The organism is Streptomyces flavusporus (assembly GCF_046267975.1).
Taxonomy (GTDB): Bacteria; Actinomycetota; Actinomycetes; order Streptomycetales; family Streptomycetaceae; genus Streptomyces; species Streptomyces flavusporus.
Map to the genome: position 1 here is coordinate 6843434 of NZ_CP176503.1, position 26294 is coordinate 6869727.

At 70.5% G+C, this 26294-nt stretch carries 28 protein-coding genes and 1 pseudogene; 12 read left to right on the forward strand and 17 right to left on the reverse strand.

Annotated features, from left to right (window positions below; genetic code table 11):
• Positions 1 to 217: 217 nt before the first annotated feature.
• Together ACKTSN_RS32365 and ACKTSN_RS32370 are read left to right on the forward strand one after the other, a co-directional pair.
• On the forward strand, positions 218 to 1003 hold the full coding sequence (locus ACKTSN_RS32365; protein WP_431197154.1) for an SCO2400 family protein: 786 nt from the start codon (positions 218 to 220) through the stop codon (positions 1001 to 1003).
• A gap of 88 nt (positions 1004 to 1091) precedes the next feature.
• Positions 1092 to 1472 (forward strand): winged helix-turn-helix transcriptional regulator, encoded by a 381-nt coding sequence (locus tag ACKTSN_RS32370; protein ID WP_409472348.1) that lies wholly within the window; start codon positions 1092 to 1094, stop codon positions 1470 to 1472.
• Positions 1473 to 1476: 4 nt separating this feature from the next.
• On the opposite strand, the gene ACKTSN_RS32375 is transcribed toward ACKTSN_RS32370, so the two are convergent.
• Positions 1477 to 1926 carry a MarR family winged helix-turn-helix transcriptional regulator gene (locus ACKTSN_RS32375; protein ID WP_409472349.1) on the reverse strand — a complete coding sequence of 150 codons (450 nt, stop codon included), beginning with the start codon at positions 1924 to 1926 and terminating at the stop codon, positions 1477 to 1479.
• A gap of 129 nt (positions 1927 to 2055) precedes the next feature.
• Here ACKTSN_RS32375 and ACKTSN_RS32380 point away from each other — a divergent pair, with 129 nt between their 5' ends.
• Positions 2056 to 3078: an NADP-dependent oxidoreductase gene (locus ACKTSN_RS32380; RefSeq protein WP_409472350.1), complete on the forward strand. Its 1023-nt coding sequence runs from the start codon at positions 2056 to 2058 to the stop codon at positions 3076 to 3078.
• Between the two features lie 108 nt (positions 3079 to 3186).
• Here the strand turns inward: ACKTSN_RS32380 and ACKTSN_RS32385 are convergent, their stop codons facing one another.
• Together ACKTSN_RS32385 and ACKTSN_RS32390 are read right to left on the reverse strand one after the other, a co-directional pair.
• Positions 3187 to 4335, reverse strand: coding sequence for a serine hydrolase domain-containing protein (locus ACKTSN_RS32385; RefSeq protein ID WP_409472351.1), 1149 nt, complete (start codon positions 4333 to 4335; stop codon positions 3187 to 3189).
• 50 nt (positions 4336 to 4385) lie between these two features.
• Positions 4386 to 6935, reverse strand: coding sequence for a M14 family zinc carboxypeptidase (locus ACKTSN_RS32390; protein ID WP_409472352.1), 2550 nt, complete (start codon positions 6933 to 6935; stop codon positions 4386 to 4388).
• A 183-nt stretch (positions 6936 to 7118) separates the two neighbouring features.
• Between ACKTSN_RS32390 and ACKTSN_RS32395 the strand changes: the two genes are divergently transcribed.
• Both ACKTSN_RS32395 and ACKTSN_RS32400 read left to right on the forward strand, forming a co-directional pair.
• Positions 7119 to 7745: a hypothetical protein gene (locus tag ACKTSN_RS32395; RefSeq protein WP_409472353.1), complete on the forward strand. Its 627-nt coding sequence runs from the start codon at positions 7119 to 7121 to the stop codon at positions 7743 to 7745.
• A gap of 51 nt (positions 7746 to 7796) precedes the next feature.
• Positions 7797 to 8594: an EI24 domain-containing protein gene (locus ACKTSN_RS32400; protein WP_409472354.1), complete on the forward strand. Its 798-nt coding sequence runs from the start codon at positions 7797 to 7799 to the stop codon at positions 8592 to 8594.
• A gap of 16 nt (positions 8595 to 8610) precedes the next feature.
• On the opposite strand, the gene ACKTSN_RS32405 is transcribed toward ACKTSN_RS32400, so the two are convergent.
• Both ACKTSN_RS32405 and ACKTSN_RS32410 read right to left on the reverse strand, forming a co-directional pair.
• The gene (locus ACKTSN_RS32405; protein WP_409472355.1) at positions 8611 to 9903 is read right to left on the reverse strand and encodes a pyroglutamyl peptidase; all 1293 of its coding nucleotides are present in this window, start codon (positions 9901 to 9903) and stop codon (positions 8611 to 8613) included.
• A gap of 102 nt (positions 9904 to 10005) precedes the next feature.
• Positions 10006 to 10464, reverse strand: coding sequence for a hypothetical protein (locus ACKTSN_RS32410; RefSeq protein ID WP_409472356.1), 459 nt, complete (start codon positions 10462 to 10464; stop codon positions 10006 to 10008).
• Positions 10465 to 10656: 192 nt separating this feature from the next.
• On the opposite strand from ACKTSN_RS32410, the pseudogene ACKTSN_RS32415 reads away from it, so the two are divergent.
• Positions 10657 to 11013: pseudogene (locus ACKTSN_RS32415) on the forward strand (fibronectin type III-like domain-contianing protein); the annotation flags it as partial.
• A 69-nt stretch (positions 11014 to 11082) separates the two neighbouring features.
• On the opposite strand, the gene ACKTSN_RS32420 reads toward ACKTSN_RS32415, so the two are convergent.
• Positions 11083 to 12051: an aldose epimerase family protein gene (locus ACKTSN_RS32420; RefSeq protein ID WP_409472357.1), complete on the reverse strand. Its 969-nt coding sequence runs from the start codon at positions 12049 to 12051 to the stop codon at positions 11083 to 11085.
• Between the two features lie 25 nt (positions 12052 to 12076).
• The gene (locus ACKTSN_RS32425) at positions 12077 to 12970 is read right to left on the reverse strand and encodes an SGNH/GDSL hydrolase family protein (RefSeq protein ID WP_409472358.1); all 894 of its coding nucleotides are present in this window, start codon (positions 12968 to 12970) and stop codon (positions 12077 to 12079) included.
• A 286-nt stretch (positions 12971 to 13256) separates the two neighbouring features.
• On the opposite strand from ACKTSN_RS32425, the gene ACKTSN_RS32430 reads away from it, so the two are divergent.
• Entirely contained in the window at positions 13257 to 13751 is a 495-nt protein-coding gene (locus ACKTSN_RS32430; protein ID WP_361476472.1) for a DUF3145 domain-containing protein, read from the forward strand.
• Between the two features lie 70 nt (positions 13752 to 13821).
• Here the strand turns inward: ACKTSN_RS32430 and ACKTSN_RS32435 are convergent, their stop codons facing one another.
• The 5 genes from ACKTSN_RS32435 to fasR form a co-directional block, all read right to left on the reverse strand.
• On the reverse strand, positions 13822 to 15093 hold the full coding sequence (locus ACKTSN_RS32435) for a beta-ketoacyl-[acyl-carrier-protein] synthase family protein (protein WP_409472359.1): 1272 nt from the start codon (positions 15091 to 15093) through the stop codon (positions 13822 to 13824).
• Positions 15094 to 15178: 85 nt separating this feature from the next.
• Entirely contained in the window at positions 15179 to 15427 is a 249-nt protein-coding gene (locus tag ACKTSN_RS32440; RefSeq protein WP_409472360.1) for an acyl carrier protein, read from the reverse strand.
• 105 nt (positions 15428 to 15532) lie between these two features.
• Positions 15533 to 16534 (reverse strand): ketoacyl-ACP synthase III, encoded by a 1002-nt coding sequence (locus ACKTSN_RS32445; RefSeq protein ID WP_409472361.1) that lies wholly within the window; start codon positions 16532 to 16534, stop codon positions 15533 to 15535.
• Between the two features lie 23 nt (positions 16535 to 16557).
• Positions 16558 to 17490 carry an ACP S-malonyltransferase gene (locus ACKTSN_RS32450; protein WP_409472362.1) on the reverse strand — a complete coding sequence of 311 codons (933 nt, stop codon included), beginning with the start codon at positions 17488 to 17490 and terminating at the stop codon, positions 16558 to 16560.
• 89 nt (positions 17491 to 17579) lie between these two features.
• Positions 17580 to 18785 carry a fatty acid biosynthesis transcriptional regulator FasR gene (gene fasR / locus ACKTSN_RS32455; RefSeq protein ID WP_409472363.1) on the reverse strand — a complete coding sequence of 402 codons (1206 nt, stop codon included), beginning with the start codon at positions 18783 to 18785 and terminating at the stop codon, positions 17580 to 17582.
• A gap of 74 nt (positions 18786 to 18859) precedes the next feature.
• On the opposite strand from fasR, the gene ACKTSN_RS32460 reads away from it, so the two are divergent.
• The gene (locus ACKTSN_RS32460; protein ID WP_409474978.1) at positions 18860 to 19516 is read left to right on the forward strand and encodes a pirin family protein; all 657 of its coding nucleotides are present in this window, start codon (positions 18860 to 18862) and stop codon (positions 19514 to 19516) included.
• A 350-nt stretch (positions 19517 to 19866) separates the two neighbouring features.
• Entirely contained in the window at positions 19867 to 20556 is a 690-nt protein-coding gene (locus ACKTSN_RS32465; protein ID WP_409472364.1) for an SMI1/KNR4 family protein, read from the forward strand.
• Positions 20557 to 20656: 100 nt separating this feature from the next.
• Here ACKTSN_RS32465 and ACKTSN_RS32470 read toward each other — a convergent pair whose 3' ends face one another.
• Entirely contained in the window at positions 20657 to 20926 is a 270-nt protein-coding gene (locus ACKTSN_RS32470) for a DUF397 domain-containing protein (protein WP_409472365.1), read from the reverse strand.
• Positions 20886 to 21734, reverse strand: a complete 849-nt coding sequence (locus tag ACKTSN_RS32475; RefSeq protein ID WP_409472366.1) for a helix-turn-helix domain-containing protein — start codon at positions 21732 to 21734, stop codon at positions 20886 to 20888. Before ACKTSN_RS32475 ends, ACKTSN_RS32470 begins: the two co-directional genes overlap by 41 nt.
• An 83-nt stretch (positions 21735 to 21817) precedes the next feature.
• On the opposite strand from ACKTSN_RS32475, the gene ACKTSN_RS32480 reads away from it, so the two are divergent.
• Entirely contained in the window at positions 21818 to 22249 is a 432-nt protein-coding gene (locus tag ACKTSN_RS32480; RefSeq protein WP_409472367.1) for an ATP-binding protein, read from the forward strand.
• A gap of 24 nt (positions 22250 to 22273) precedes the next feature.
• Here the strand turns inward: ACKTSN_RS32480 and ACKTSN_RS32485 are convergent, their stop codons facing one another.
• A complete protein-coding gene (locus ACKTSN_RS32485) occupies positions 22274 to 23095 on the reverse strand; it encodes a serine hydrolase domain-containing protein (protein WP_409472368.1) in 822 nt (273 codons plus the stop codon).
• Between the two features lie 203 nt (positions 23096 to 23298).
• The gene (locus ACKTSN_RS32490; RefSeq protein ID WP_409472369.1) at positions 23299 to 23769 is read right to left on the reverse strand and encodes a GNAT family N-acetyltransferase; all 471 of its coding nucleotides are present in this window, start codon (positions 23767 to 23769) and stop codon (positions 23299 to 23301) included.
• Positions 23770 to 23866: 97 nt separating this feature from the next.
• Between ACKTSN_RS32490 and ACKTSN_RS32495 the strand changes: the two genes are divergently transcribed.
• Both ACKTSN_RS32495 and ACKTSN_RS32500 read left to right on the forward strand, forming a co-directional pair.
• The gene (locus tag ACKTSN_RS32495; RefSeq protein WP_409472370.1) at positions 23867 to 24364 is read left to right on the forward strand and encodes a MerR family transcriptional regulator; all 498 of its coding nucleotides are present in this window, start codon (positions 23867 to 23869) and stop codon (positions 24362 to 24364) included.
• Positions 24361 to 25377 carry an aldo/keto reductase gene (locus tag ACKTSN_RS32500; RefSeq protein WP_409472371.1) on the forward strand — a complete coding sequence of 339 codons (1017 nt, stop codon included), beginning with the start codon at positions 24361 to 24363 and terminating at the stop codon, positions 25375 to 25377. Before ACKTSN_RS32495 ends, ACKTSN_RS32500 begins: the two co-directional genes overlap by 4 nt.
• 16 nt (positions 25378 to 25393) lie before the next feature.
• Here the strand turns inward: ACKTSN_RS32500 and ACKTSN_RS32505 are convergent, their stop codons facing one another.
• The gene (locus ACKTSN_RS32505; RefSeq protein ID WP_409472372.1) at positions 25394 to 26239 is read right to left on the reverse strand and encodes a DUF4429 domain-containing protein; all 846 of its coding nucleotides are present in this window, start codon (positions 26237 to 26239) and stop codon (positions 25394 to 25396) included.
• Positions 26240 to 26294 lie beyond the last annotated feature (55 nt).

A 26294-nucleotide genomic window follows, 5' to 3' on the forward strand; every position in this document is an offset into this window, starting at 1 on the left:
TCGTCACACGTTCGAAATGCTGGCGTGACAGTAAGGACGGGGTGGTCGGGGTGTCAATGGGTCGAACGCATAACAGTTTCGGCACTTTCGAAAGTCGTTTCGGGGTGATGCGGGCGGGTTGCCCTCAACTCGCCACGCCGGAACGGATCGTTCACCACAGAACATTCACAGCGGAGCCTATGAACGTTACCGATGCGGAACTTAATCTTCCCGCGTCATGGACTACTGCCACCCGTGCCGACGGCACCTGAATGGCGCCCTCGCCTGTCCGGGGTGCGGCACGCCAGCGGAACAGCTTCGCGCGTACGCGGAGGAGACGGTCGTGCACACCGTCGTACGGACGGACGTGCGGACGGACGTCGTCACGGTGGTACGGCCGGCGGAGCCCGACGAGCCGTACGGCGACGGATACGACGAGGACGACGACGCCGACGACGACCGCCCCGGACGCGGCTCCGGGCGACGCCGTCAGCCGACCGTGAGCCGACGCGACCGCAAGGCCGCGGCCCACCGCCGCCGACGCCGCCGCGCCCTGCTCATCGCGGCGGGCTTCCTCCTGGCCGCCGGCGCCCTGAGCCTCGCCGAACTCGGCCTGGACGCCCCGGGTTCGTCCCCGAAACCGGCGGCGGCCGGGGACCCTTCGGCGGACGGCGGTGTGTCGGACGGGTCCGACGAATCACCGGACCCCCTGACCGACGGCTCCACGGGCGCCACCCCGGGCACGGGCACGGCCTCCGCGGACGCCTCCAAGTCCCCTTCCTCGTCGAAGTCCGGCAAGGACAAAGACGGGAAGGACGACAAGAAGTCGGCAACCCCGACGCAGGGCGACCAGTCGTCCCCGACGGACCCGGCCCCCGACGACCCGTCGAACCCCAACCCCGCGCCCCCACCCGCCGACCCGGACCCGACCCCGACACCGACCTCGCAGCCGACGACCTCGGTCCCGACCCCGGATCCCTCGCCGACGGAGACGTGCGAGCAGTTCTTGTGGTGGTGCACGTAGCCAGTCACTCTCTTGTGGTTACTCGGAAACCGTAGGAGACTGGCCATCGGCCTGGAAGAACGCACTTTTTCGGCGACTGGGGAACCTCATGGGGACCAAGCAGTTCACGGGCTCGCCCGGGGAAGCGGACCTGAGGCGCGCGGACTCCCTGGCGCGGGAGATCTTCTCGGACGTCGCCAACAAGTGGGCGTTCCTGATCATCGAGGCGCTCGGTGAGCGCACCCTGCGCTTCAGCGAGTTGCGGAACGAGGTCGAGGGCATCAGCCACAAGATGCTCACCCAGAACCTGCGCATGCTGGAGCGCTACGGCCTGGTCGAGCGGCAGGTGCACCCCACCGTGCCGCCGCGCGTCGAGTACACCCTCACCGAGCCGGGCCAGGCCCTGCGCGCCACGGTCGACGGAATGTGCGGCTGGACCCACCAGTACCTCGGCCACATCGAGGCCGCCCGCCGCCGCTTCGACGGCTGACGGGTCAACCTTCGTAGGATCCCGCGCGCAACATCTGCTGCAGCAAATCCCGCAGAGTCAGCCGCTCCTCCTCGCTCAACCCCGCCAACGGCTCCCGCGCAAACCGCAGTGACTCCCGCAGGCTTCGCGCCACCCGCCGCCCCTCGTCCGTCGCTGCCGCCAGCTTCACACGGCGGTCGGCCGGGTCCGGGCGGCGTTCCACCAGGCCCCGGGCCTCCAGGCGGTCCACGATGCCCGTCACGTTGGAGGGCTCGCACTTCAGTTTGTGGGCCAGCTTCCGCATGGGCAGCGGCTCGAGCGACAGCAGGCTCAGCAGTTTGGCCTGCGCGCCGGTCAGGGCCTGTTCGCCGGCGGCCTCCTCGTACTCCTCGTGGTAGAGGGCCACGACCGAGCCGATCAGGTCGACGACCTCCAGGGTCAGTTCATCGGGACGGGTGGTCTGTGGTGCGGCCATGCTCTCCAGGGTACCCGGTTACTTGACATCCTGAAATATTCCAGAGCATTGTTGTTTCAGGTTCTGAAGTATTTGCCTCGGCAGTCCCATCCGCCGCACCCGCACGCGGCCCGCAGGAAAGGCGCCCTCATGGCCGACACCCCCGCACTCCCCGCCGTCAACCGCGAATGGCACCTGCTCAGCCGCCCGGTCGGCTGGCCCAAGCCCGAGGACTTCGCCCTGGTCGAGGCCCCGATGCCCACGCCGGGTGAGGGGCAGGTGCTGGTCAGGAACCGGTACCTCTCCGTGGACCCGTACATGCGCGGTCGTATGAGTGCCGCCAAGTCGTACGTCGCCCCCTTCGAGCTCGGCAAGGTCATGCAGGGCGGTGCGGTCGGCGAGGTCGTCGCCTCGAACGCCGAGGGCATCGCCGTCGGCGACCATGTGCTGCACTTCTTCGGCTGGCGCGAGTACGCCGCCGTGGACGCCAAGAACGCCGTCAAGGTCGACCCCGAGGCCGCCCCGCTGTCGACGTACCTCGGTGTCCTCGGCATGACCGGCCTGACCGCCTACGCCGGTCTGCTGCGCACCGCCGCCTTCAAGGAGGGCGACGTCGTGTTCGTCTCCGGCGCGGCCGGTGCCGTGGGCAGCCAGGTCGGCCAGATCGCCAAGCTGAAGGGTGCCTCGCGGGTCATCGGGTCGGCCGGGTCCGACGAGAAGGTCAAGCTCCTCGTGGAGGAGTACGGGTTCGACGCCGCCTTCAACTACAAGAACGGGTCGGTGAGCGAGCAGCTCCGCGCCGCCGCGCCCGACGGCATCGACGTCTACTTCGACAACGTCGGTGGTGATCACCTGGAGGCCGCCATCGGGTCCCTGAACCAGGGTGGCCGGATCGCCGTCTGCGGCATGATCTCCGTCTACAACAACACCGAGCCGGCCCCCGGCCCGCGCAACCTCACCCGCCTCATCCAGACCCGCGGCCGCATCGAGGGCTTCCTGGTCGGCGACCACTACGACCTCCAGCCGCAGTTCTTCCAGGAGGTCGGCCCCTGGGTCGCCTCGGGTGCCCTGAAGTACCGCGAGACCGTCGTCGAGGGCATCGAGAACAACCTGGAGGCCTTCCTCGGCGTCCTGCGCGGCGACAACACCGGCAAAATGGTCGTCAAGCTCTGACCACAGGCCATCGGTCACCGTGACGCTCGTCCGACGGCGCTCGTTGCGTACGGCGAAGGCCGCACCCTTGGACGTGGGGTGCGGCCTTCGCCCACTCATGTCGCCCACTCACAGAGCAGCGCTGTGCACCGCCCGCACGAACCCCACGTTCTCCGGCGCCGCCCCGCCCGGGAAAGCACACCGGCGTCGCGTGTAGCCGTACGCCAGCCCGCTGCGCGGGTCGGCGAAGGCCTGCGAGCCGCCCGCGCCGCTGTGCCCGAAGGCCCCGGCGCCCAGGAACGGGTACCAGTTCTCCGCCGTCGCCTGGAAGCCCAGCCCGTACGCCTTGTGGGCGCGGGCCACCAGGTCGTAGCCGACCGAGTGGAGCTGCCCGACCTCGGCGACGGTGTCCGGCTTCAGCAGCGGCGGCCGGCCGTCCACCTCGCTGATCGCCGCCGCGTACATCCCGGCGAGCCCGCGCGCGGACGCCACGCCGCCCGCCGACGCCGGGCCCTTGGCGCGTACGGTGCGGGAGTTGGCGTGGTCCTCCAGCGCACCCGTGCCGGGCACGTGCGTGTTGAACGCGATGGAGGTGAGCGTGTGCGGCCCGGTCGGCTGTGCGTCCAGTACGGCCTGCTGCTCTACCGTCGGGGCCATCGGCTGCACGGACCGGAAACGGGGCTCCTCGGCGGCGGGCAGGCCCAGGTGGAAGGCCAGCCCGTAGGGGGCCCGCACCCGCTCCTCGTACACCTCCTGGAGCGTACGGCCGGTCGCGCGCCGTACCACCTCACCGGCGAGCGCCCCGATGACCAGCGCGTGATAGCCGAAGGCCGTGCCGGGCCGCCAGAACGGCCGCTGGTCCGCGAGCCGTTCGGAGATCAGCCGGTCGTCCGCCAGCTCCTCCTCGGTGAACCCGGCGTCCAGTCCGATCAGGCCCGCCCGGTGCGTGACCAGCTCGCGCAGGGTCAGCGCGCCCTTGCCCTCGGCGGCGAACTCCGGCCAGTAGTACGTCACCTTGCGGTCCAGCTCGAGTGTGCCGTCCTGGACGAGGAGCGCGACGACGAGGTGGGCGGCGCCCTTGGTGGAGGAGAAGACGCCGTAGAGCGAGTCGGGCGAGACGCCGTCCGGCCCCGCCCACAGGTCGACGACCCGCCGCCCGTGGACGTAGGCGCACAACTGCCCCTCGTAGTCCGGCCGTTCCGCCGCCACGAACGCGGCGAACTCCTCGCGCACCTCCTCGAAGCCGTCGGCGACGGTCCCGTGGATCTGCTGCGTCATCCGATCTCCTCTGCCTCCTCGGCCGTAGCGCTGCTCGCGTGTGCCGTGGTCTACATGGTCGCCATGGTGAACAATGCCCGTCCGACCTGAGTGAATTCTCCCCTGGGGTGTGCCCGGAAGAGCGGTTCGGTGCCGAAGAGCACCGCATGCGGGCCGCTCACCACCGAGGGTTGCCCCGCTGCCGCGGCGGAACCGCCGCTTCCGTCCGCCAGTGGCCGCCAGTGTCCGGACACGAGCGGGTTCCCGGTCGCATACGACTGCTCCACCCGCACGCCGGGTCCGAGGTCGGTGAACCAGACCGGCGCGTAGACGAAGCCGTGGTCCGGTGCGCCCGCGGTGATCTTCCCGCCGGAATTCACCACGCGCACCACACCGTTGGCGTCCCCGTTGCCCTCGACGGCCTTGACCGGCAGCAGCCCGACGGCGGCGTTGAGGGCGGCCCCGTCCGTGCCGCGCCCGACGAGACCGTGGTCGTCGAGGAAGGCGTCGAGGGCGGTACGGGCCGCGGCGTTCAGGTCGTCGTGCTCCAGCCCCGCCGACACGAACAGCACATCCACCGTCGACCAGTCGAACCCCGCGTTGAGCACGGCCGTCGACACCGGCGTGACCTCGAAGTTCATCTCCCGCAGCGCGAACAGCTCACCCGGCGTGACCGCGGCGGCCACCCGGACGCGGGTCAGCGGGGTGCCTCCGGTGATGCGGGTGGCGTCGAAGGCGACGTCGTACGCCCGTGCCGCCGTGGCTGCCTGGCGACGCGCCGAGCCCGGCACGACGACACTGCCGTCCGCCGCCTGCCGCACCCGGACGCCCTGCTGCAGAAGGGAGTTGAGGGCGGCGACCTCGCGCGGATCGTCGAGGCGCAGCCGCAGGTCGCCGCGCGGGGCGACGTACCCGACGGGTGCGGCCGCGCGCACCGGGTGCAGGGTGACGTGGGACAGGCCCTGCGCCGGCTCGACCGTGGCGCCCCACAGCCGGCCGAGACTCCAGCCCGAGATGTCGTACATCACCGACACCTTGTCACTGATGTCCCGCCCGTCCGCCAACAGCGCGTTCGCGAGCCCTCGCTTGGGCTGGCGCATGTCGACGACGTACGAGCCCTTGGCGTACCACCGCCCGTCCAGCCGGAACGGGTGGGCGGCGCGGCTGACGCGGACGTCGTTGGCGATCAGGTGGTCGACGAGCCGGGCGGCTGCGGTGGGGGAGCGCTGGGCGTCGCCGGCCGGGATGACGTAGGCGCGGGGGAACGCGGTGGTGTAGACGTCCTCGGGTCCGATACCGGGAACGCCGGGCACCGTCTCCTCGGAGACCGGCACCTGCGCGGCGCCCGCGGCTCCCCGCCGGAAGACCTCGATCTGGTCCGCGACCAGGGAGGTGCGCTGCCGCTGTACGAAGTCGAGGGTGGCGTCGAGCGCGGCGCCCGCCACGTCGACGTTGATCGCGGAACGGCGGCGCAGCTCGCTCACCGGCAGCGTGTTGTAGTCGGTGTTGTTCACCCGCAGCGGGATCTCGACGGTGTGCGCGGCGACGGTGCCGTGGAAGGCCGCGTACTGCGGGGTGAAGATGGGCGGCCAGTCGTCCCAGCCCTCGTCCTGGTCGCGGAACGGGATCTGGGCCGGCTCGACGCCGTCCTTCTCGGGCGTGTAGCCGAGGCCGTTGACGGCGGCTTCCATGCCGAGGGCGTTGGCGTAGGTGTTCTTCAGGAAGAGGTCGTACTCGTAGTTCTCGCCGTGCGGCGGGGTGGTGGGCTCGATGAGGGTGCCGTTGACGTAGCCGTGCACGTCGAGCATGACGGCCGGCTGCTTGTCGACCATGATCTGCCGCATCGCGCGCGCCTCGGGCTGGGAGGCGGTGACGAAGTCGCGGTTGAGGTCGAAGCCGCCCGCATTCGCCCGGGTGCCGGCGATCCGCCCGTCCGGGTTGGCGGTGATGTTGAAGTACAGGCGGCTGTGCGCGAGGAGGTCCGCTGTCCTCGCGTCGTTCGCGGTCGCCAGCCGCTCGATGAGGTCCAGGGAGGCGTCCGTGCCCTCCCACTCGTTGCCGTGGATGTTGTTGTTGAGGAAGACGGGCGTCTTGTAGGCCGCCTTGACCGCCGGGTCCTTGGCGGCGACCGCCGGTGCGTTCTCGATGAGTTCGCGCAGTCGGCTCTGCTCACGGGCCTGACGGGCCGTCTCCGGAGCGGTCACGGTGACGAGGTAGAGCCGGTGGCCGCCGGCCGAGCGGCCCGCGATCTCGACGCTGACGCGATCCCCGAGGCGTTGCAGGGCGTTCAGCTTCGGCGCGATGGCGTGGTACGGAGTGAGACCCAGCTTTGTCGACTTGTCGGCCGGGTTCACCGGGTCCGGGGTGAGGATCTGTTCGCGCGGGTAACCGCGGTGGGCGTCGTCCGCGGAGTCGTCGGAGAGGTCGGGGACGGGTGCGGTGAGGGCCTGACGGGCTGCGCTCGCCGGGGACTTGGCGGGGCGGTGGTCGAGGGCGGGGCCTTCCCGGGTGACGGGGTCGGTGTCCGCGCCGGCCGGGGCCGGGGTGATGAGCAGGAGTGATCCTGCGATGAGGGCGGCGGTCAGGACGGGTCTCGCTGGGGCGGTTCTCGTGGTGCGCACGCGTACCTCCTCGGCTTCCTGAGATCGGTACGGCGAGGTGTACCTGTTCGACTCAACTGCAACAAGAGGGTCTTGGTGTCGCGGACGCCCGGCGTTGCCCCGGATGGCGCATGACGGTCGGCTCACAAGGGGCATGCTGAGTGGGCTCGGCAGTGGGTGCGCGCATCGAGACGAGGAGGACCCGTGGCAACGATCCCGTCGCTCCCCAGCAGGGAGGACGTCCTGCGGATGGCCCGCAGCACCACCGACATCACCGGCCAACTCCTGGACGCCGCCCAGAACATCACCCGGATCGCCGTCAACACGCTGGATCCACAGGACGGTTCGGGCGTCGAAATGCTGCGGGTGCTGCGCGAGACCACCGCGGAGCTGCCCGCCACGGCCGGCGTCGCGGCCGGGGTCCTGCTCGTGCTGACGCCGGTGATCCGGGCGGCCGCGGAGGTCCTGCGCGACTCCTCACCCGAACTCCGCCGCGCCGCCGACGCGTTGACGGCGGCCGTGGCTCCCGTGATGCCGCTCCAGGTGGCGTTGGCGGAACGCGCGGCCATGGCGGGGGCGGGCGTCGTACGGGCCGCGGTGCCGCCCCTCGCCGACCTGACGGAGGGGGCCGCGGCGACGGCCAGGACGGTACGGCCGGTTGTCGTGGCCGGGGAGGAACTGCTGGTCGCCGGGCTGGAGCAGTTACAGCCGCTGCTGCTGGCCGGGGCGGCCCGCGCGGGTCGGATCGCGCGGGCGGTGGCGGTACGCGTGTCGGCGGCCGTGTCGCCCGCGGCGGAGCCGGGCGTTGTGGTGAGTGTGGCGCCTGTGTAACGACGGCAGCCGTGGCTCGGACGGCCGTGGGCCACCGGCTAGAGTTCCCACATGCGCGATCTTGGGGTGGGCTTCCGCTATCTCCTGAAGGGCCAGCGATGGGTGGCCCGGCACGGCAAGCAGTACGGCTTCGGGCTGCTCCCCGGCCTGATCACACTCGTTCTGTACGCGGCGGCGCTGGTGGCGCTGGCGCTGTGGGGCGAGGACTTCGTCGCCTGGGCGACCCCGTTCGCCGACGACTGGTCGAGCCCCTGGGCGGGCCTCTTCCGCGGCTTCCTCACGGCCGTCCTGTTCGCCCTGGCCCTGCTGCTCGCGGTCCTCACCTTCACCGCGGTCACGCTGCTCGTCGGGCAGCCCTTCTACGAGAGCCTCTCCGAGTCGGTCGACCGTGACGTCTCCCCGGACGGCACCGCCCCCCAGTCCGGCCTGCCCCTGTACAAGGAACTGTGGATCTCGGCCCGGGACAGCCTCCGCATCGTGCTCCGGGCCGCCCTGTGGGGCGTGCTGCTGTTCGCCCTCGGCTTCATCCCGGTGTTCGGCCAGACGGTCGTCCCGGTGATCGGCTTCTTCGTCACCGGCTTCTTCCTCACCGAGGAACTCACCTCCGTCGCCCTCCAACGCCGCGGCGTCGTCCTGCGCGACCGCCTCGCCCTCCTCCGCTCCCGCAAGACCCTGATCTGGGGCTTCGGCACCCCGCTCGGCCTCGCCTTCCTGGTCCCGGTCGTCGCCGTCTTCCTGATGCCGGGGGCGGTTGCGGGCGCGACGCTGCTGGCACGGGAGCTGCGGGGCGAGGAGATCGTGGAGGAGACCGAGGACCAACCGGCGTCGCAAGCCGACGCCGGTCAGTGACACTCGGCCGCGAACCTCAAGCGGACGTCGCGTTCGCCGCCGCCGTCACGATCGCCCGTACCTGCGCGATGATGTCCAGCCGGTTCCGTACGAACTCCGGGTCGGTCACCGCGCCCGTCGCCGGGTCGGTGTTGCCCGCCCCGAACTGCAGCACCGGCGTGTGCACATGCCCGCCCGGCAGCATGTCGTGCAGCCCCAGCCGGTCCCGTAGCAGCGTCGCACGGTAGGCGATCTCGTTGGAGAGGTAGTTCCCGCCGCCGCCGGCCCGCGCCACCGACCCCGCCGTCGGCCCGTCCGGCCGTACGACCGGCTCGGTGCCGCCCGCCGGGATCTCGGTGACGCTCGTGTTGTCGTACACCGGGAAGCGGCCGGTGTCCGCGGCCACGATCTCCTCGTACGGCAGCGTCGTCGACGTCCACTGCGGCTGCGTGGCCGGGTCGGTGACGGGGACGGTCTCCGTTCGGCCGATGTTCTCGTTGTCCGGGAATCCGCCTCGCCAGGCCCCGTTGGTGCGCTCGATGTCGAACCGTCCGACACGTCCCTGGCTCACGGTCGCGAAGAGGTCGGCCTTCGGCAGATACGGCCGCAGCGTCCGCTCCACCGTCCCGGCCGCGAAGTCCTGCCAGCGCACCGGGAACACGGCGGTCTCCACCCGGGCCGGACCGTCCGCCGTCTCGATCACCGTGCCGTCGAGCGCCAGCGCGGTCGCCCCGGACGGATTGGAGATCCGCACGTCCCGGTCCAGAGTGAACGGATCGAACCCGGTGACCACGATGCGCCGCACACCCTTGCCGTGCGGGATGGGGGTCCCCCCGCTCGAGCGAAGCCGAGAGTGGGGGAGGATGTCGGTCTGTCCGCGCGAGGTCCGCTCCAACGCATCGAGCAGTGCCGCCCGCTGGCGGTCACTCATCCCGAACTGCGGCTGCCAGCCCCGCACTTCACGTGTCATCCCCAGCCGCGCCCAGTACAGCGGCCGGTCGTCGTCCCGGCTCAGGTCTCCGTCGGTCGGCCCTCGTCCCTGCGCCCGGTCGACGGCCCGCCGCCACAGCTCCGCTCCCTCGCGTACGACGATCCCGCGGGCCTGCGCGTACGAGCGCGCCCGGCTCAGCGCCTCGGCCAACTCCGGTGCCATGCCGTCGAATCCGGACCGGCGGAGGATCTCCTGCGGCACGGCCCGGTCCAGCCGCTGCTCCTCGACCGTCGCCGTGGCCGTCCCTGAGTCGGCAGAGGCAGAGGCTGGGGCGGGCGCCGCGAGCCCGGCGAGCAGGGCAAAGCCGAGTACGCCGATGCGAACACGTATGGAATTCAAGGGGTTTCTGGCCTTCCGTCGCAGTGGGGTGCGGTGCCGGACGGCGGAAGTATCGCGCGACGGAAGTGGTCTACGCCATGGTGTGTGTGGGGCGTTGGGCGGTCAGCGCTCGCCCAGCAACGTGAGGAAGTCCCGGAACGCGCCCGGCATGTCCACCGACTCCGGGTCCAGCTTGGGCGGCGCGGCACTCGCGGACGTGCTGACCGGCGCGTACGAGCCCGGCGGGCGCCTCCCGACCACATGGGGCTCCCTGACGGACGCCCCGGTCACCCAAGTCGTCCTGACTGACGGCGGACTTGCGTACACAGAAAGCGTGTTCCTCGGCAATGGCGCCTGGGGTGTGAGGGTGCGCTTGCGCTCGGCCCACTGCTCGGCGCCGTGGTCCAGCCCGGCCGCACACCGCGCCTTCAGGTCACGGGAGGCGAGCGAACCGAGCAAATCGCCGACCAGACGAAGCACCTTCTCATCCTCGGCCGTCAGGTGCTTGAGCCGGGCACGGACGGCGACTCCCGAGGGGCCGGGCAGCACGAACGGCGCCGCCAACTCCCGCAGCCCACCCACCCCTTCACCCCCTGCACAACACGAGCCGAAGAACCCACTGCCCCGCTCAACGACCCACCACCCGCAAAGGTCACGCATTCGACGTACAAACTGCCGTTCCCACCCCGGACATCCGCACCTGCCGTACCCCGGACACTCACACGTGCACCTCAGAAGGCGCCCGTACGCAGTTAATCGACCGCAGCTCACAACCCCTTCGGCCACGGCCTCGGCTACACCGACTGGACCTACGAGTCCGTCGAGGTCGAGGGCACCAGTGTCCGGGTCCGCCTGCGCAACTCCGGCGAGCGCCCGGGCCGCGAGATCGTCCAGGTGTATCTGGCGCCGAGCGAGCCCGACCCCGAGCGCCCCGCGCGCCGGCTGGCCGGCTTCGCCGGGGTGGAGGCCGCGCCCGGCGAGCGCGTCGAGGTCACCGTGGACCTGCCGCGCCGCGCGTTCGAGATCTGGGACGAGATGAGCGCGTCATGGTCGTTTGTGAAGGGTTCGCACGAAATCCAGATCGGCCACTCGATCACGGACCGCCGCCTCACCGCGGCGATTAACGTCTGAGGCGGGGCACCCCACGAGCAGCCCCGGTCCGGGACCTGACACCCGGGCCGGGGCTCGTGGTGCCGGGACCTAACGGTTCGAGAAGCCGTACACGGTCTCCGACCGGTACACCTCGCCCGGCCGCAGCACCGTGCTCGGGAACTCCGGCCGGTTCGGGGAGTCCGGGAAGGCCTGCGTCTCCAGTGCGATGCCGTCGCCGGGGGCGAAGGGCTCGCCCAGGTGGTCGGCGGTGTACAGCTGGAGGCCGGGCTCCGTGGTCGACACGGTCAGGACCCGCCCGGACGCCGGGTCGTACAGCTCGGCGACCTCCTCCGGCGTCCCGGTCACCCCCTTGTCGAGCACGAAGTTGTGGTCGTAGCCGGCGCCGGCCTTGCGCTCCGTGCGGAAGTCGAAGCGGGTGCCCTCGACGGAGGCGATGCCGGTCGGGATCAGGTCCGCGTCGACCGGCGTGTACCGCTCTGCGGCGATCCGCAGCGCATGGCCGCCCGCGGTGCCGGTACCGCTCAGGTTCCAGTACGAGTGGTTCGTCAGGTTCACCACGGTCGGCGCATCCGTGACCGCCTCGTAGGAGATCCGCAGCGCGCCCGTCGCGTCGAGGCGGTACGTCGCCGACACCTCCAGCCGGCCCGGGAAGCCCTCCTCGCCGTGCGGGCTGACCCGGCTGAGCCGTACGCCGTGCTCGACCGGCGTCACCTCCCACACACGCTTGTCGAAGCCTCGCTCGCCGCCGTGCAGCGAGTTCGGCCCGTTGTTCCGCGCGAGCTCGTACGCCCGCCCGTCCAGCGGGAAGCGGCCGCCCGCGATCCGGTTGGCGTACCGGCCCACCAGGGCGCCGAAGTAGGGCCCCGGACGTTCGACGTACCCGTCCAGGTCCGCGAAGCCCAGCACCACGTCCGCGGCCTGCCCCTGCCGGTCCGGCACCTGCACCGACTGCACGATTCCGCCGTACGACAGGATCCGCACCCGCACGCCCGCCCGTTCCAGGGTCCAGCGCTCGATGGGGGTGCCGTCGGAAAGTGTGCCGAAGTGTTCGCTCATGAGCGAAACCCTAGGACAACCCTGGTCACGCCGTCTTCCCGGTGACCTTCCGGTACGCGATCTCCGCCAGCCGCGCCTGCCCGTTCTTGCTCGGATGGAACCAGTCCCAGTGGCTCAACTGCGCCGTACCGAAGCGGTACTCGTACACCGCGCCGCCGTCGAAACGGCACCGCTCGTCCTGCGCGCACACCTCCTCCAGCACGCCGTTGTAGTCCTCCACCCGCTGCTGCACCGTCTCGCGCCGCTGGTTCGCCGCCGCGTCCAGCACGTCCGCGTCGCCCAGCATCGACGGGCAGATGCCCAGCTTCCACACCTGCTTGCCCAGCGGATCGGTACGCCCCTCGGACCACAGCCGCTTCAGGTTCGGCACGCTCGCCACATACACCTGGGCCTTGGGCAGGGCTTCGCGCAGGGTGTGCAGCGCGTCCTCGAAGTCGGCGCGGAAGTCGGCCACGGGCGTCATCTCCGCCGTCGAGGCCCGACAGGCGTCGTTCGCGCCGGCCATCACCGTCACCAACTCAGGCTCACGGGTCACCGCCCGCGCCATCTGCCCGGGCAGGTCCGCCATCCGCGCCCCGGTCACGGCGTAGTTCCAGCTGTGCGTGGCGGCCCGCGCACCCCCCAGCAGCCGTACGGCGAGACTGTCGACGTCGGGGCTGCTGCCCGTCGCCCAGGAGGCCTCCGGACAGTCCGACAGCACCTCGCAGGCATCGAAACCGCGGGTGATCGAGTCGCCGACCGCGGCGATCGAACGCGGGCTGCGGTCCCAGGCCGGCGTCGGACTCGGCTTCGCCCGCTGCGCACCGGTACCCGCCGGGCCCGACGAGTCGCCCCCCACCGCATCGCATCCGGTGACACAGAGAAGGGCCGCCGTGAGCACGGCGAGCCAGGCCCGCGAGCGTTCTCCGGTCTTCCGCATCCGCTGCTGATCCCCTCGGTCCTCGTGCGCCGGTGTACGACGGTCGTCCAAGACCGCGCGACGGTCTCCCTCCATAACAACGCGCAAGAGTTCCCGGCCGCGCGGCGTGCAACGGCGCACGGCCGTACAAGCGTCCTGCCGGGTGAATGGCGGGAGTTTCCCGGCACCTGGACCGACGGTACGTCACACTCCTTGCGCCGCCGCACGGTAGCCTCGCCATCAGCGTGGCTGACAGCCACCACCGCCCCGCCCGAACGCACCATGCCCGCTCTGCCCGGAGGTCCCGGTGACGACACGTGGAGTTCTGTACGTGCACTCCGCGCCGCGCGCGCTGTGCCCGCATGTCGAGTGGGCCGTCGCCGGGGTGCTCGGCACACGCGTCAACCTCGACTGGATCCGGCAGCCCGCCGCGCCCGGCACCTGGCGCTCGGAGTTCTCCTGGCAGGGCGAGGCCGGCACGGCCTCCAAACTCGCCTCCGCGCTACGGGGCTGGCATCTCCTCCGCTTCGAGGTCACCGCCGAGCCCTGCCCGACCGCCGAGGGCGAGCGCTACAGCTGCACCCCCGACCTCGGCATCTTCCACGCCGTCACCGGCATCCACGGCGACATCCTGATCCCCGAGGACCGCCTGCGCGCGGCGCTGCTCCGCAGTCAGCGAGGGGAGACGGATCTGGAGGCCGAGCTGTCCAAGCTCCTCGGGAAGCCGTGGGACGACGAGCTGGAGCCGTTCAGGTACGCGGGCGAGGGAGCGCCGGTCCGCTGGCTGCATCAGGTGGTCTGATTCCCCGTTCAACACGTACGAAGGGCCCCCACCGGCTGGTGGGGGCCCTTCACGCTCGTAGGACAGGCCGTCAGACCGTCCGGAACGCCAGTACCACGTTGTGCCCGCCGAACCCGAACGAGTCGTTCAGCGCGGCGATACGGCCCTCGACGGGCAGCTTGCGCGCCTCGCCGCGGACCACGTCGGCGTTGGCCTCGGCCTCCGGGTCGATGTTCTCCACGTTGATGGTCGGCGGAGCGACCCGGTGGTACAGGGCGAGCACGGTCGCAACGGTCTCGACCCCACCCGCACCACCCAGCAGATGCCCGGTCATCGACTTCGTCGCGGACACCGCGATGTGGTCGGCGTCGTCACCGAACACCTTCCGCAGCGCCTTCAGCTCGGCGATGTCACCGGCCGGCGTCGACGTCGCGTGCGCGTTGACGTGCATGATCTCGGCCGGGTCGAGGTCGGTCCGGTCGAGCAGGTTCTGCAGGGCGTACGCGATACCGCGCCCCTCCGGCTCGGGCTGCACGATGTCGTGACTGTCGGCGGAGATACCCTGCCCGACCGCCTCCGCATAGACGCGCGCACCGCGCTTCGCGGCGTGCTCGGCGGACTCCAGGACGACCACGCCGGCGCCCTCACCGAGGACGAAGCCGTCACGGGCCACGTCGTACGGACGGGAGGCGCCCTGCGGGTTCTCGTTGTTCTTGGACATCGCCATCATGTTGCCGAACGCGGCGATGGGCAGCGGATGGATCGCCGCCTCCGTGCCACCCGCGACGACGATGTCGGCGCGGCCGGAGCGGATCATCTCGATGGCGTAGCCGATGGCCTCGGCGCCCGACGCGCACGCGGAGACCGGCGTGTGCACGCCCGCCCGGGCGCCCACGGCCAGACCCACGTTCGCGGACGGGCTGTTCGGCATCAGCATGGGGACGGTGTGCGGGGAGACGCGGCGGACGCCCTTCTCCTTGAGCACGTCGTACTGGTCGAGCAGGGTCGTGACACCGCCGATGCCGGACGCGATGACCGCACCGAGCCGGTCCGGGTCGACAGCTGCGTCCTCACCGGCCTTTGCGGTGAAACCGGCGTCGGCCCAGGCTTCCTGAGCGGCGATCAGCGCGAACTGCGCCGAGCGGTCCAGGCGGCGGGCCTGCGGCCGGGGGATGGTCTCGGTCGGTTCCACCGCGACCGGCGCGGCGATACGGACCGCCTGGTCGGCGGCCCAGTCCTGCTCCAGGGGCTTGACGCCGGAACGTCCGGCGACCAGGCCCTCCCAAGTAGAGGCTGCGTCGCCACCCAGCGGTGTGGTTGCGCCGATACCGGTGACGACCACAGTGCGATTGGTCGGGCTCACGGGAATTCTTTCTCCAACGGATACGAGGATTCAGCGGCGCCACCGCCGGGTGGCGGGGCCGGCAGCTCCCGGCCTAAGGGATGTCTCAGGCCTGGTGCTTGAGGATGTAGTTGGTCGCGTCGCCCACGGTCTTGAGGTCCTTGACGTCGTCGTCCGGGATCTTGACGTCGAAGCGCTCTTCGGCGGCGACGACGACCTCGACCATGGACAGCGAGTCGACGTCCAGGTCGTCGGTGAAGGACTTGTCCAGCTGGACGTCCTCAACCGGGATGCCGGCGATCTCGTTCACGATCTCCGCGAGACCGGCGACGATCTCTTCCTGAGTGGCGGCCATGTCAGGCGCTCCTTCGTAGATGTTCCAGAGGGTGTGGCGCCCACCGCGTGAGCGGCAGGTGCTTGCAGTGCCCGCACCGGATCAGCACGATCCGGCACGGAGTGCCTAGGGGAGGGTAACGACAGTGGCGGCGTAAACGAGACCCGCCCCGAATCCGATGACGAGCGCGGTGTCGCCGCTCTTCGCCTCGCCGGTCGCCAGGAGCCGCTCCATCGCGAGCGGAATCGAGGCGGCCGAGGTGTTGCCGGTGGTGCGCACGTCACGGGCGACCGTGACACTCTCCGGCAGCTTGAGTGTCTTCACCATCGAGTCGATGATCCGCTCGTTGGCCTGGTGCGGAATGAAGACATCCAGTTCGTCCGGTGAAAGTCCGGCGGCGTCCAGGGCCTCCTTGGCGACCTTCGCCATCTCGAACACGGCCCAGCGGAACACCGCCTGGCCCTCCTGCGTGATCGCAGGAAACCGCTCGACCTCGCCCTCGCGGTAGTCGGTCCAGGGCACGGTCTGCTTGATGGTCTCGGACTTGTCGCCCTCCGAGCCCCAGACGGTCGGGCCGATCCCGGGCTCGGTGGACGGGCCCACGACGACCGCGCCCGCACCGTCGCCGAACAGGAAGGCCGTTGCCCGGTCCTCCAGGTCGGTCAGGTCGCTCAGCCGCTCCACGCCGATGACGAGGACGTACTCCGCGGAGCCCTCGGCGATCATGCCCTTGGCGAGGGTCAGGCCGTAGCCGAAGCCCGCGCAGCCGGCCGAGATGTCGAACGCGGCGGCCTTGGCCGTGCCGAGCTTGTCGGCGATCTCGGTGGCCACGGCCGGGGTCTGCTTGAAGTGGGTGACGGTCGAGACGATCACCGCGCCGATCTGCTCGGCGGCGATACCGGCGTCGGCGATCGCCTTGCCGGACGCCTCGACCGACATCGCGGCGACGGTCTCCTCGGCGTTCGCCCAGTGCCTCGTCTCGATGCCGGAGCGCGAACGGATCCACTCGTCCGACGAGTCGATCTTCTCGAGGATCACCTCGTTCGACACGACTCGGGTGGGCCGGTACCCGCCCACACCGAGGATGCGCGCGTACGGGACGCCCTTGCTGGGCTTGATCTTCGGCATTCGGTCGGGCTCCTTCAGGGGGCTCAGGAGTGCTCTGCGACGAGCTCGCGGGCCGCGTCGAGGTCGTCGGGGGTCTTCAGGGCCAGCGTCTTGACGCCGGGGAGGGCCCGCTTGGCGAGACCGGTCAGCGTGCCGCCGGGGCACACCTCGAGCAGTGCGGTGACGCCGAGCTCCTGGAAGGTCTCCATGCACCGGTCCCAGCGGACCGGGTTGGCGACCTGGCCGACCAGCCGCTCGACGACCTCGGTGCCGGACGCGACCGTCCGGCCGTCCTTGTTCGAGACGTACGTGACCTTCGGGTCGGCGGGCGTGAGCGCCTTGGCGGCCTCGGCCAGCGTGTCGACCGCGGGCGCCATGTGGTGGGTGTGGAACGCGCCGGCCACCTTCAGCGGGACGACCTTGCGGACGCCCTCGGGCTTGTCCTCGTTCAGCGCGGCGAGCTGCTCCAGGGTGCCCGCGGCCACGATCTGCCCGGCGCCGTTGACGTTCGCCGGGGTCAGGCCCAGCTTCTCCAGGTGCGCGACGGACACCTCGGGGTCGCCGCCGAGCAGCGCCGACATCCCGGTCTCGGTGATCGCGGCCGCGTCGGCCATGGCCAGGCCCCGCTTGCGTACGAGAGTCAGTGCGGCCGTGTCGCTGAGGACGCCCGCGAACGCGGCGGCGGTGATCTCACCGACGCTGTGGCCGGCGACCGCGCCCGGGGCGACCGCCGCGTCAGCGGACGGGTAGGCACCCAGTGCCGCGGCCGAGAGGAGCCCGGCGGCGACGAGCAGCGGCTGCGCCACGGCGGTGTCGCGGATCTCGTCCGCGTCGGCCTTCGTGCCGTAGTGGGCGAGGTCCAGTCCGATGGTGTCCGACCAGGCGGCGACGCGGTCGGCGGCACCGGGCAGTTCGAGCCAGGGAGTCAGGAAGCCGGGCGTCTGGGCGCCCTGGCCGGGAGCGACGAGTACGAGCACTCTCACACTCTCTCTTGGGGACGGCCATGGCCGCCCGTGGGGACAAGGACGAAGAACACGAAGGGGTTTTGTGGGCCCCCGACAAAAGGCTAGGGCTGGAGATCTCCATCCGCCAGACGCCCCAGGATCAGTGCGATGCGCAACGTGAACGCGGAACGTACATCGGATGGCGACCAACCGGTGACGTCAGTCACACGTCGAAGCCGGTAGCGCACGGTGTTGGGATGCACGAACAGCATCCGGGCCGCTCCTTCGAGGCTGCTCGCCTGTTCCAGATAGACGCTGAGGGTCTCCAGGAGCGCCGAGCCGGCTTCCTCCAGCGGTCTGTAGATCTCCTCCACCAGCTGCTCGCGCGCGCTCGGGTCACCGGCGATCGCACGTTCCGGAAGCAGGTCGTCCGCCAGAACCGGCCGTGGCGCGTCCTGCCAGGCAGAACACGCCTTGAGCCCCGCGGCGGCGGCCTGCGCGGAGCGGGTCGCGGCCAGCAGGTCGGGCACGATCGGCCCCGCGACGACGGGACCTGCGGCGAAGGGCCCGATGAGCGACTTCGCGACAGCGAGCGGATTGTCACTGCCGCCCGCGATCACGACCAGCCGGTCCCCGAGCACGCCCGTCAGCACCTGGAGCTTGGCGTGCCGTGCCGCCCGCCGGATCGCCTCCACCGTCAGCTCGGAGTCACCGTCGGGCGCGGTTCCCAGCACCACGCACACATGCTCGGGTGCGTTCCAGCCGAGCGCGGCCGCCCGCGACACGGCGCCCTCGTCGGCCTCGCCGCTCAGCACGGCGTTCACGACCAGTGACTCCAGCCGGGCGTCCCAGGCACCGCGTGCCTCGGCGGCCTGGGCGTACACCTGCGCGGTCGCGAACGCGATCTCACGCGCGTACACCAGCAGCGCCTCACGCAGGACGTTCTCGTCGCCGGGGGCGGCGACCTCGTCGATCGCGCTCTCCATCACCTCGATCGTGGTGCGCACCATCTCGACGGTCTGCCGCAGCGTGATGGCCCTGGTCAGTTCGCGTGGCGCGGTCCCGAAGACGTCGGTGGAGATGGCCTGCGGGGCATCCGGGTGCCGGAACCACTCGGTGAACGCGGCGATACCGGCCTGCGCGACCAGCCCGATCCAGGAACGGTTCTCCGGGGGCATGGCCCGGTACCACGGCAGCGTCTCGTCCATCCGCGCGATGGCCTGGGCGGCGAGACTTCCGGAGGACTTCTCCAGCCGCTTCAGGGTCGCGGCGTGCGTATGCACGCCGGGTACAGGGGCGTCGCTGTGACGGGCTTCGGGTTCGGGCACGGGGACAAGACTGCCTTATCAGGACGCGAGTGCGCTCCGCCGGGTCTCAGGTGAGGTCTACGGTGGTCTGCGTGATGGACGTACGGCGCGCCGAAGAGCGCTACCCCGGCGGCGACCCGCAGACCGGCATCGTGTCCCGGCACGCCTTCTCCTTCGGCCCCCACTACGACCCCGACAACCTCCGCTTCGGCGCGCTGATCGCCTGCAACGAGGAGCGGCTCGCCCCCGGCGCCGGCTTCGACGAGCACCCGCACAGCCACACCGAGATCGTCACCTGGGTCGCCGAGGGCGAGCTGACCCACCGCGACTCCAAGGGCCACGAGACGGTCGTCCGCGCCGGAGACGTCCAGCGGCTCAGCTCGGCGTCCGGCGTCCGCCACGTCGAACGCAACGACGGCCCGGCGCCCCTCACCTTCGTTCAGATGTGGCTGGCGCCGCTGACGCCGGGCGGCGACCCGTCGTACGAGATCGTCCACGGCATCGCGGACGCGACGCCGTACGCGGTCCCGGAGGCGGGGGCGATGCTGCACGTACGGCGGCTGGGGGTGGGGGAGCGGGCGGCGGTCCCGGACGCCCGGTACGCCTACGTCCATGTCGTCCGCGGTGAAGTGCGCTTGGACAGCGAGGAGTTGGGCCCCGGCGACGCGGCCCGCATCACAGACGCGAAGGATGTGGAGGCGGTGGGAGTGACGGGGGCGGAGCTGCTGGTGTGGGAGATGTCCGCAAGCTGAGCGGACGTGGTGGTGTGGTGACAAGCCCACTCTGGCAACCGGATCAACAACGTCCGTCTGGTGCCGACTCGCCGACGTCACAAGAGGGGGGAGGGCGGTGGTCTCCCACGCCACCGCCCTCAGGCCCACGATCTGGGTACGGCTAACCTCCGAAGAAGCCGATGAGGAAGAACTTGGCGGTGACGCTGCCGTATTCGGCCTCCAGGATGTCGCCGAGCTGGATCAGGCCCTTGTCGCCGCTCGCGAGGAGGCCGGTGGGCAAGAGGGCGGGCTGCGGTCTTCACAGGTTGTGCAGACCCTCGTCGACTGGCCACGTCCGTTTGTAGGTTGGCGGAATGAACGATCACCTCATGGGGGATGAAGTGGCTGCGCAGGTTCGGGCGGCTTGGGCCCGCATCGAGAAGTGGATGGCCGCGCATGCGCCCGGCTCGCTGGCGATGTTGCGGCCAGCGGCGACCGAGAAGCAGATCACCGCGGCTGAGACCATTCTCGGGGTGCGGCTGCCGCCGGCGTTGCGTGCCTGGTACCTGTTGCACGACGGATCTGTTGGCACTCGTACGAACGACTTCCAGGACGCCACCGACGGCTCCCTCGTCACCAATCCTGAGTGGCGCAAGACCGGTTGGTTGCCCCCTTGCTACGCCTGGTACCAGCTCGACCGGATGGTCTCCAAGTGGCAGGCTCGGACAACGCCCGAAGGCGGCAGCCCCGACCGTGCTCACCTCCCGCTGACCGTGACGGCAGGCGACGCCTGGTCGGGGCTGTTCATGGACGCCGACCCCGAGCGGGCCACGTTCGGCCGGGTTGCCGCGTGGAGCATCGGAAGCCTGGACTACGCCAGCGAGTCGGACTTCACCCTCCCGCAATGGCTGGAGGAGATCGCCTCCGCCCTGGAGGCAGGCCGGTGCTTGCGCGGCGCAGACGGTGTGGACATGCCCGACGTGTGGCCGCATCTGGATGAGGAGGAGGGCGCACTGGCCTGGGGGGACCCGGAGGACATGGAAGAGGAGGACCGGACGATCCATCGCGGCCCCCGGTGACACGCATGTGGCCCCTTCCTGGCTGACGCACTTTTGCCATACGAGCGGCTACGGAAGACGAGCCTAGGGGGTGCCACTGACAGCCGGGCGGGCCTGTGGACTACCGCAGACCGTCGACGAACGCCTGCCAGGCGGGCGCGCCGACGGTTACGACGGGGCCGGACGGGTTCTTGCTGTCGCGGACCGGGACGGCGCCGGTCGGGCAGCCGTCGGCCACCTCGACGCACTCGCCGCCGGTGTTGCCGCTGTACGAGGACGTGCGCCAGGTCGCGCCGTCGGTGACGGTGCACTCGACGCAGTCGCCGCCGGTGCTGCCGCTGTAGCTGGACTTACGCCACTGTGCGTTCCTCAGGCTGGGACCGGTCTCCATAGCGTTCCTCCATCACGCGGGCGATCAGTGCCGCGGAATCCTCCACGGAGAGGGCCGCGGCCTGCAAGCGAGCGTAACGGAGTGCCGCCTCCCTGACGGTCTCGGGGTTGGCGGTCATGTGACCCGAGATCAGGTCCTCCGTGTAGATGATGTCCGGGTCGTCGTCGAAGCGGAGCAGATTGAACGACCCGTCAAGACTGGCGTGTTCACCCGCCGAGTTCGGCAGCACCTGAATGTGCATCCAGCGGTGATCGGTGAACTCCAACAAGCGGGCGAGTTGGCGTCGCATGACCTCACGGCCGCCGATCGGCCGGAGTAGGACGGCCTCGTCCAGAACCGCCCAGGCGAGCGGCGGCTGTTCCCGCTCCAGGATGCGCTGGCGCTCCATGCGGGCCGCCACCAGGCCGTCCAGGTCGCCCGGCATGCCGGTGGCGAGCACCGCTCGCGCGTACTCCTCCGTCTGCAGCAGCCCGTACACCAACTGCGCCTGGTAGGTGGAGACGTACGTCGCCTTCGCCTCCATGTCCGCGTACGGCTGGAACCAGGTGGGCAGTTGGCTGCGCAGCACCAGGCCGACCAGCCGGGAGAAGAGGCCGTCCGTGCCGAGGGCGGCGTCGACGCGTTCGGAGAAGTCGCGGGTGGGGACCTTCTTTGTAGTCTCGATCTGGCCGATCAGCGAGCCCGTGCAGAAGATGATGTCGCCGAGCTGGCCCTGTTTCAGGCCGTGGGCCTCGCGGTGGCGGCGCAGTTCCCAGCCGTAGTAGTCGAGCGGGGAAGCGGTCGGGTCGAGGTTCTGGATGTTGGCCACAGCGGCACCTCCGGCCTGCAACGCCTCACAGCGTTCGTTTCGTTGCGTAGCCGAGCGTATTCGGTGCGTCGCAATCTGGTGACGTGAATCACGCAACTGGTCCGCAGGCAACGGACTTTCAGCCGCAATACCGCGCCGAGTTCACGCTGGGCGAGCACTCGGCCCGCCACCTGCGCCGCATACTGCGGCTCTACCTCAGGGGCTCGGGCCTGCTTGAACTGGCCTACGCGGCCGAACTGGCGTTGACGGAACTCCTCGCCAACGTCGTCCGGCACGTGCCCGGCCGCCGCTGCGGCATCTGCTTTCTGCTCCTGCCTGGCGCGGTACGGGTGGAGGTAGCCGACAGCTGCCCCAGGCTGCCTGTCCCGGTGACTGGCGACGTACTCGACGACGCCGGGCGTGGCCTGCGCCTCGTCGAGGCGGTCACCGACCGGTGGGGCGTGATGCGAGGCCACGACGGAAGCCGCAAGACGGTGTGGTCCGAGTGCCTGGCCAAGGCGCCGGACGCACGGTGATCCGGCGCCTCGACGGGGGTGCCCTCAGCCCCGTACCTCCGCCAGCACCGCGTCCGTGAACGGCGGCCACACCTCGATTGCCCAGGGCCCGAACGCCCGGTCCGTCAGCGCGACGCACGCCACCTGGGCATCGGGGTCGATCCACAGGAACGTACCCGACTGCCCGAAGTGCCCGAACGTACGCGGTGAGGACAAAGACCCCGTCCAGTGTGGCGACTTGGAGTCGCGGATCTCGAAGCCGAGGCCCCAGTCATTGGGGCTCTGGTGGCCGTACCCGGGCAGGACCCCCTTGGTCCCCGGATACTGCACGGACATCGCCTCCGCGACCGTCCGCGGATCCAGCAGCCGTGGCGCCAGCACCTCGGCGGCGAACCGCAGCAGGTCGTCCACGGTCGACACCCCGTCCTTGGCGGGCGAGCCCTCCAGGGTCGTCGATGCCATCTCCAGCGGCTCCAGCACCGCCTGCCGCAGATACTCCGCGAAGGGAATGTCCGTCGCCTTGGCGACATGGTCCCCGAGCTGCTCGAATCCGGCGTTGGAGTAAAGCCGCCGCTGCCCGGGCGCGGCCGTCACCCGGTGCTCGTCGAAGGCCAGCCCGGACGTGTGCGCGAGCAGATGACGGACCGTCGAGCCGGGCGGCCCGGCCGGTTCGTCGAGCTCGATCGCCCCCTCCTCGTACGCGACGAGCACGGCGTACGCCGCGAGCGGCTTGGTGACCGAGGCCAGCGGGAACCGCTGCCCGACCGCCCCGTGCCCACCCAGCACCGCACCATCCGCCCCCACGACACCTGCCGCAGCGGTGGAAACCGGCCAGCTGTCGATCAACGCCAAGCTCTTCAAGGACATGCCGTCGAGCCTAGGGCCTGTCCGGCGGATCAGGTCACCGGGGGAGCCGCGCTGACTGATCGACGCAGGTGAGCGGGGCCGACGGGGTCCCCGCGTGAGCGCAGTCGAGCTGGGGGGAGTCGGACAACGCGGCAGACGGGCGTGCCGGCCCCCACGCCTGCGGCATGATCCGCTGGGTAGGTCCTGGGCGCCTCAGAGCTTCATCAGAGTTTCAGGCGCATCAAGGGGTCCTTCTGCCGCGCAAAGCCCAGCGAGGCGTAGAGCGGCTCGGCCTCGGCGGAGGCTGTGAGGTCGACCTGGCCGGCGCCGCGCTCCCGGAACCACTGGAGCAGTTCCTCCATGCACGCGCGCGCGTACCCCCGCCGCCGCGCATCCCGGTCGGTGGCGACGCTGAAGACGAAGCCGATCCTCCCGTGCGGATTGCCGGCCTTCCCGATCCGGTACTCCAGGGTCCCGGCCACCAGCGCCGCCAGCGCCCCCGGCCGCTCCGGATGGTCGACCACGAACGCCGCGAAGTCCCCGTCCGGCTCGCCCAGTCGCGCCCGCAGCGTCGGCAGGGACTCCGTATGCCAGTCTCTGGACCCGTCCGCAGCAAACACCGAATCGATCATCACCTGGCGCAGTCGCAGCACTTCCGGAGCATCTTCGGGCACGGCACGGCGTACAAGACTCATGGCCCGCACGCTAGCCACCCGACCCGAGGCGCGTCCTGCCGATTTCTTACCGCCTGCGCTTGCCTGGAGTGCACTCCAAGGTCATAGCGTGGAGCGCATGACGGTGATGCAGACCACGGCAGCAGCCACCGAAGAACGCACGGAAGAAGCCCTCACCCGCACGGACATCTGTTCCGCCCCACCCCGTCGGCATCCGCGCCCCGACGGCCAGGACCGGTACACGATCAGTGAGGTCGTCGCCTTCACCGGCCTGTCGGCCCACACCCTGCGCTGGTACGAGCGGATCGGCCTGATGTCCCACATCGACCGTTCCCACACCGGCCAGCGCCGCTACACCAACCGCGACCTGGACTGGCTCGACCTCGTCGGCAAGCTGCGGCTGACCGGCATGCCGGTCGCCGACATGGTGCGGTACGCGGAGCTGGTGCGTGCGGGCAACAGCACCTACGGCGAGCGGTGCGCGTTGCTGGAGGAGACCCGCCGGGACGTAGAGGCCCGGATCGCCGAACTCCAGGACACTCTGGCCGTGCTCGACCGGAAGATCAGTTTCTACACGGACGCCTCCCGCGTCCGCGAAGCGGAGACGACCCGATGACCGACAGCAGGATCCCGACGGTACGACTCGGCGACGGCGGCCCCGAGGTCGGTGTGCAGGGCCTCGGCTGCATGGGCATGAGCTTCGCCTACGGCCCCTCCGACGCGCAGGAGTCCCGGGCCACCCTGGAGCGGGCGCTGGAGCTGGGCGTCACGCTGTACGACACGGCGGACGCGTACGGCCAGGGAGAGAACGAGCGGTTCCTGTCGCCGTTCTTCAAGGCGCACCGGGACGACGTGGTCATCGCGACCAAGTTCGCCCTGGCGATCCCGCCGGACGACCCGACCCGGCGGATCATCCGCAACGACCCGCCGTACATCCGCCAGGCCGTCGAGGCGAGCCTCGAGCGCCTGGACGTCGACGTGATCGACCTCTACTACATGCACCGCCGCGATGTGAACGTGCCGATCGAGGAGACCGTCGGCGTGATGGCCGAGCTGGTCCGCGAGGGCAAGGTCAAGCACCTCGGGCTGAGCGAGGTCACCGGCGCCGAACTACGGGCTGCGCAGGCCGTGCATCCGATCGCCGCCGTGCAGTCGGAGTGGTCGCTGTTCAGCCGGGACATCGAGGCGGGCGTGGTGCCGACGGCCCGCGAACTGGGCGTGGCCCTCGTGCCGTACTCGCCGCTGGGCCGGGGTTTCCTCACGGGCTCCTTCACCAGTGCCGAGAAGGACCTGACGGCCGACGACTTCCGCCGCCAGATGCCCCGCTTCACCGGCGACAACGCGACGGCCAACGCAGCGCTCCTGGAACCGATCCGCAAGGTGGCCGCATCCCACGGCGCCACCCTCGGCCAGATCGCCCTGGCCTGGGCCCAGCAACAGTCGACGGTCCACAACCTCCCGGTCATCCCCATCCCGGGCACCCGCAAGCCGACCCGAGTGGAGGAGAACACGACGGCGACGCGGATCGTGCTCGGCGAGGAGGACATGGCGCTCCTGGACCCGATCGCCGAGAGGGTGTCAGGCAACCGCTACGCAGACATGACGTTCACTTCCGCCGGACGCGAGTAGAGATACCTGACACACGCTAAAGCTCGGCCAACAACTCCGCCTTCTTGACGGAGAACTCCTCATCCGTCACCAATCCGGCCTGATGCAACTCCCCAAGATGCCGAATCCGCTCCGCAATATCCGCGGGATCCCGCCGCGGAGCGGCCATCACCGCCGCCGCCGGGCCCGCGGAGCGAACCCCCGCCAACACGGCCGCAGCGAACGGCAACGACTCATGCACAGGCCCGTACCCCAGCCCGAACATCACGGCCGCCGGATCCTGATCAGCCTGCGCAGGCTGATCGTGCGCGTCGCGCCGCAGCAGCCGCAGATGCCCCTCGAAGACCTCGGGTGACCGCCACTCGACCCCGCTGAGGTCGGCGACCACGAACTTCTGGTCGCCGGCCTTCCACTTCGCCGACGACGCCCCCGTCCAGAACCACCGGAAGGACACGGACGTACCGTCGAAGGACGCCTTCCCGTCGTACGCCTTGAACTGCAACGGCGGCTCCGGCGCCGCCACGAGATGGCGTTCCGCCGGACCGGACTCGGTCAACAGGCCCCGTAGCTCGTCGGCGTAGTACTCCGCGAGCGTCTCCCGTTCAGCAGGCAGCACCAGACGGTAAGGATCGCTGCCTTCCTTCAGTTGGCCCGCGGCCGCCTCGATCAGCGGATCGGCGCCCGCCCGTGGCTCGGCGCGCAGCACCACGGTCCCGCGCCGACCGGGGGAGAGCGTCACCCCCTGCAGAGCCTCCAACGGCACACGGCGCTCCCCGAGCGCCTGGAACAGCTTGGGTGTTCGAATCCCCCGTTCGTAACGGATGAGCACGGAGTCGGACTCGAACTCCCAGGCGGCATGAAATCCGGCCAGTACGTCACCCATGCGGCTCATCGTATGCGGCACGCGCTCTTTCGTCCCCTCCCTGCGCAGACCGCAG

What these genes read in the sequence shown, in the direction of transcription:
- ACKTSN_RS32400 (WP_409472354.1), top strand. Translation starts at nt 7,797, where the DNA reads ATGCGCGATCTTGGGGTGGGCTTCCGCTATCTCCTGAAGGGCCAGCGA.
- ACKTSN_RS32385 (WP_409472351.1), bottom strand. Translation starts at nt 4,335, where the DNA reads ATGACGCAGCAGATCCACGGGACCGTCGCCGACGGCTTCGAGGAGGTG.
- ACKTSN_RS32465 (WP_409472364.1), top strand. Translation starts at nt 19,867, where the DNA reads ATGGGGGATGAAGTGGCTGCGCAGGTTCGGGCGGCTTGGGCCCGCATC.
- ACKTSN_RS32500 (WP_409472371.1), top strand. Translation starts at nt 24,361, where the DNA reads ATGACCGACAGCAGGATCCCGACGGTACGACTCGGCGACGGCGGCCCC.
- ACKTSN_RS32370 (WP_409472348.1), top strand. Translation starts at nt 1,092, where the DNA reads ATGGGGACCAAGCAGTTCACGGGCTCGCCCGGGGAAGCGGACCTGAGG.
- ACKTSN_RS32425 (WP_409472358.1), bottom strand. Translation starts at nt 12,970, where the DNA reads ATGCGGAAGACCGGAGAACGCTCGCGGGCCTGGCTCGCCGTGCTCACG.
- ACKTSN_RS32380 (WP_409472350.1), top strand. Translation starts at nt 2,056, where the DNA reads ATGGCCGACACCCCCGCACTCCCCGCCGTCAACCGCGAATGGCACCTG.
- ACKTSN_RS32495 (WP_409472370.1), top strand. Translation starts at nt 23,867, where the DNA reads ATGACGGTGATGCAGACCACGGCAGCAGCCACCGAAGAACGCACGGAA.
- ACKTSN_RS32440 (WP_409472360.1), bottom strand. Translation starts at nt 15,427, where the DNA reads ATGGCCGCCACTCAGGAAGAGATCGTCGCCGGTCTCGCGGAGATCGTG.
- ACKTSN_RS32490 (WP_409472369.1), bottom strand. Translation starts at nt 23,769, where the DNA reads ATGAGTCTTGTACGCCGTGCCGTGCCCGAAGATGCTCCGGAAGTGCTG.
- ACKTSN_RS32460 (WP_409474978.1), top strand. Translation starts at nt 18,860, where the DNA reads ATGGACGTACGGCGCGCCGAAGAGCGCTACCCCGGCGGCGACCCGCAG.
- ACKTSN_RS32470 (WP_409472365.1), bottom strand. Translation starts at nt 20,926, where the DNA reads ATGGAGACCGGTCCCAGCCTGAGGAACGCACAGTGGCGTAAGTCCAGC.
- ACKTSN_RS32505 (WP_409472372.1), bottom strand. Translation starts at nt 26,239, where the DNA reads ATGGGTGACGTACTGGCCGGATTTCATGCCGCCTGGGAGTTCGAGTCC.
- ACKTSN_RS32445 (WP_409472361.1), bottom strand. Translation starts at nt 16,534, where the DNA reads ATGCCGAAGATCAAGCCCAGCAAGGGCGTCCCGTACGCGCGCATCCTC.
- ACKTSN_RS32420 (WP_409472357.1), bottom strand. Translation starts at nt 12,051, where the DNA reads ATGAGCGAACACTTCGGCACACTTTCCGACGGCACCCCCATCGAGCGC.
- ACKTSN_RS32375 (WP_409472349.1), bottom strand. Translation starts at nt 1,926, where the DNA reads ATGGCCGCACCACAGACCACCCGTCCCGATGAACTGACCCTGGAGGTC.
- ACKTSN_RS32365 (WP_431197154.1), top strand. Translation starts at nt 218, where the DNA reads ATGGACTACTGCCACCCGTGCCGACGGCACCTGAATGGCGCCCTCGCC.
- ACKTSN_RS32485 (WP_409472368.1), bottom strand. Translation starts at nt 23,095, where the DNA reads ATGTCCTTGAAGAGCTTGGCGTTGATCGACAGCTGGCCGGTTTCCACC.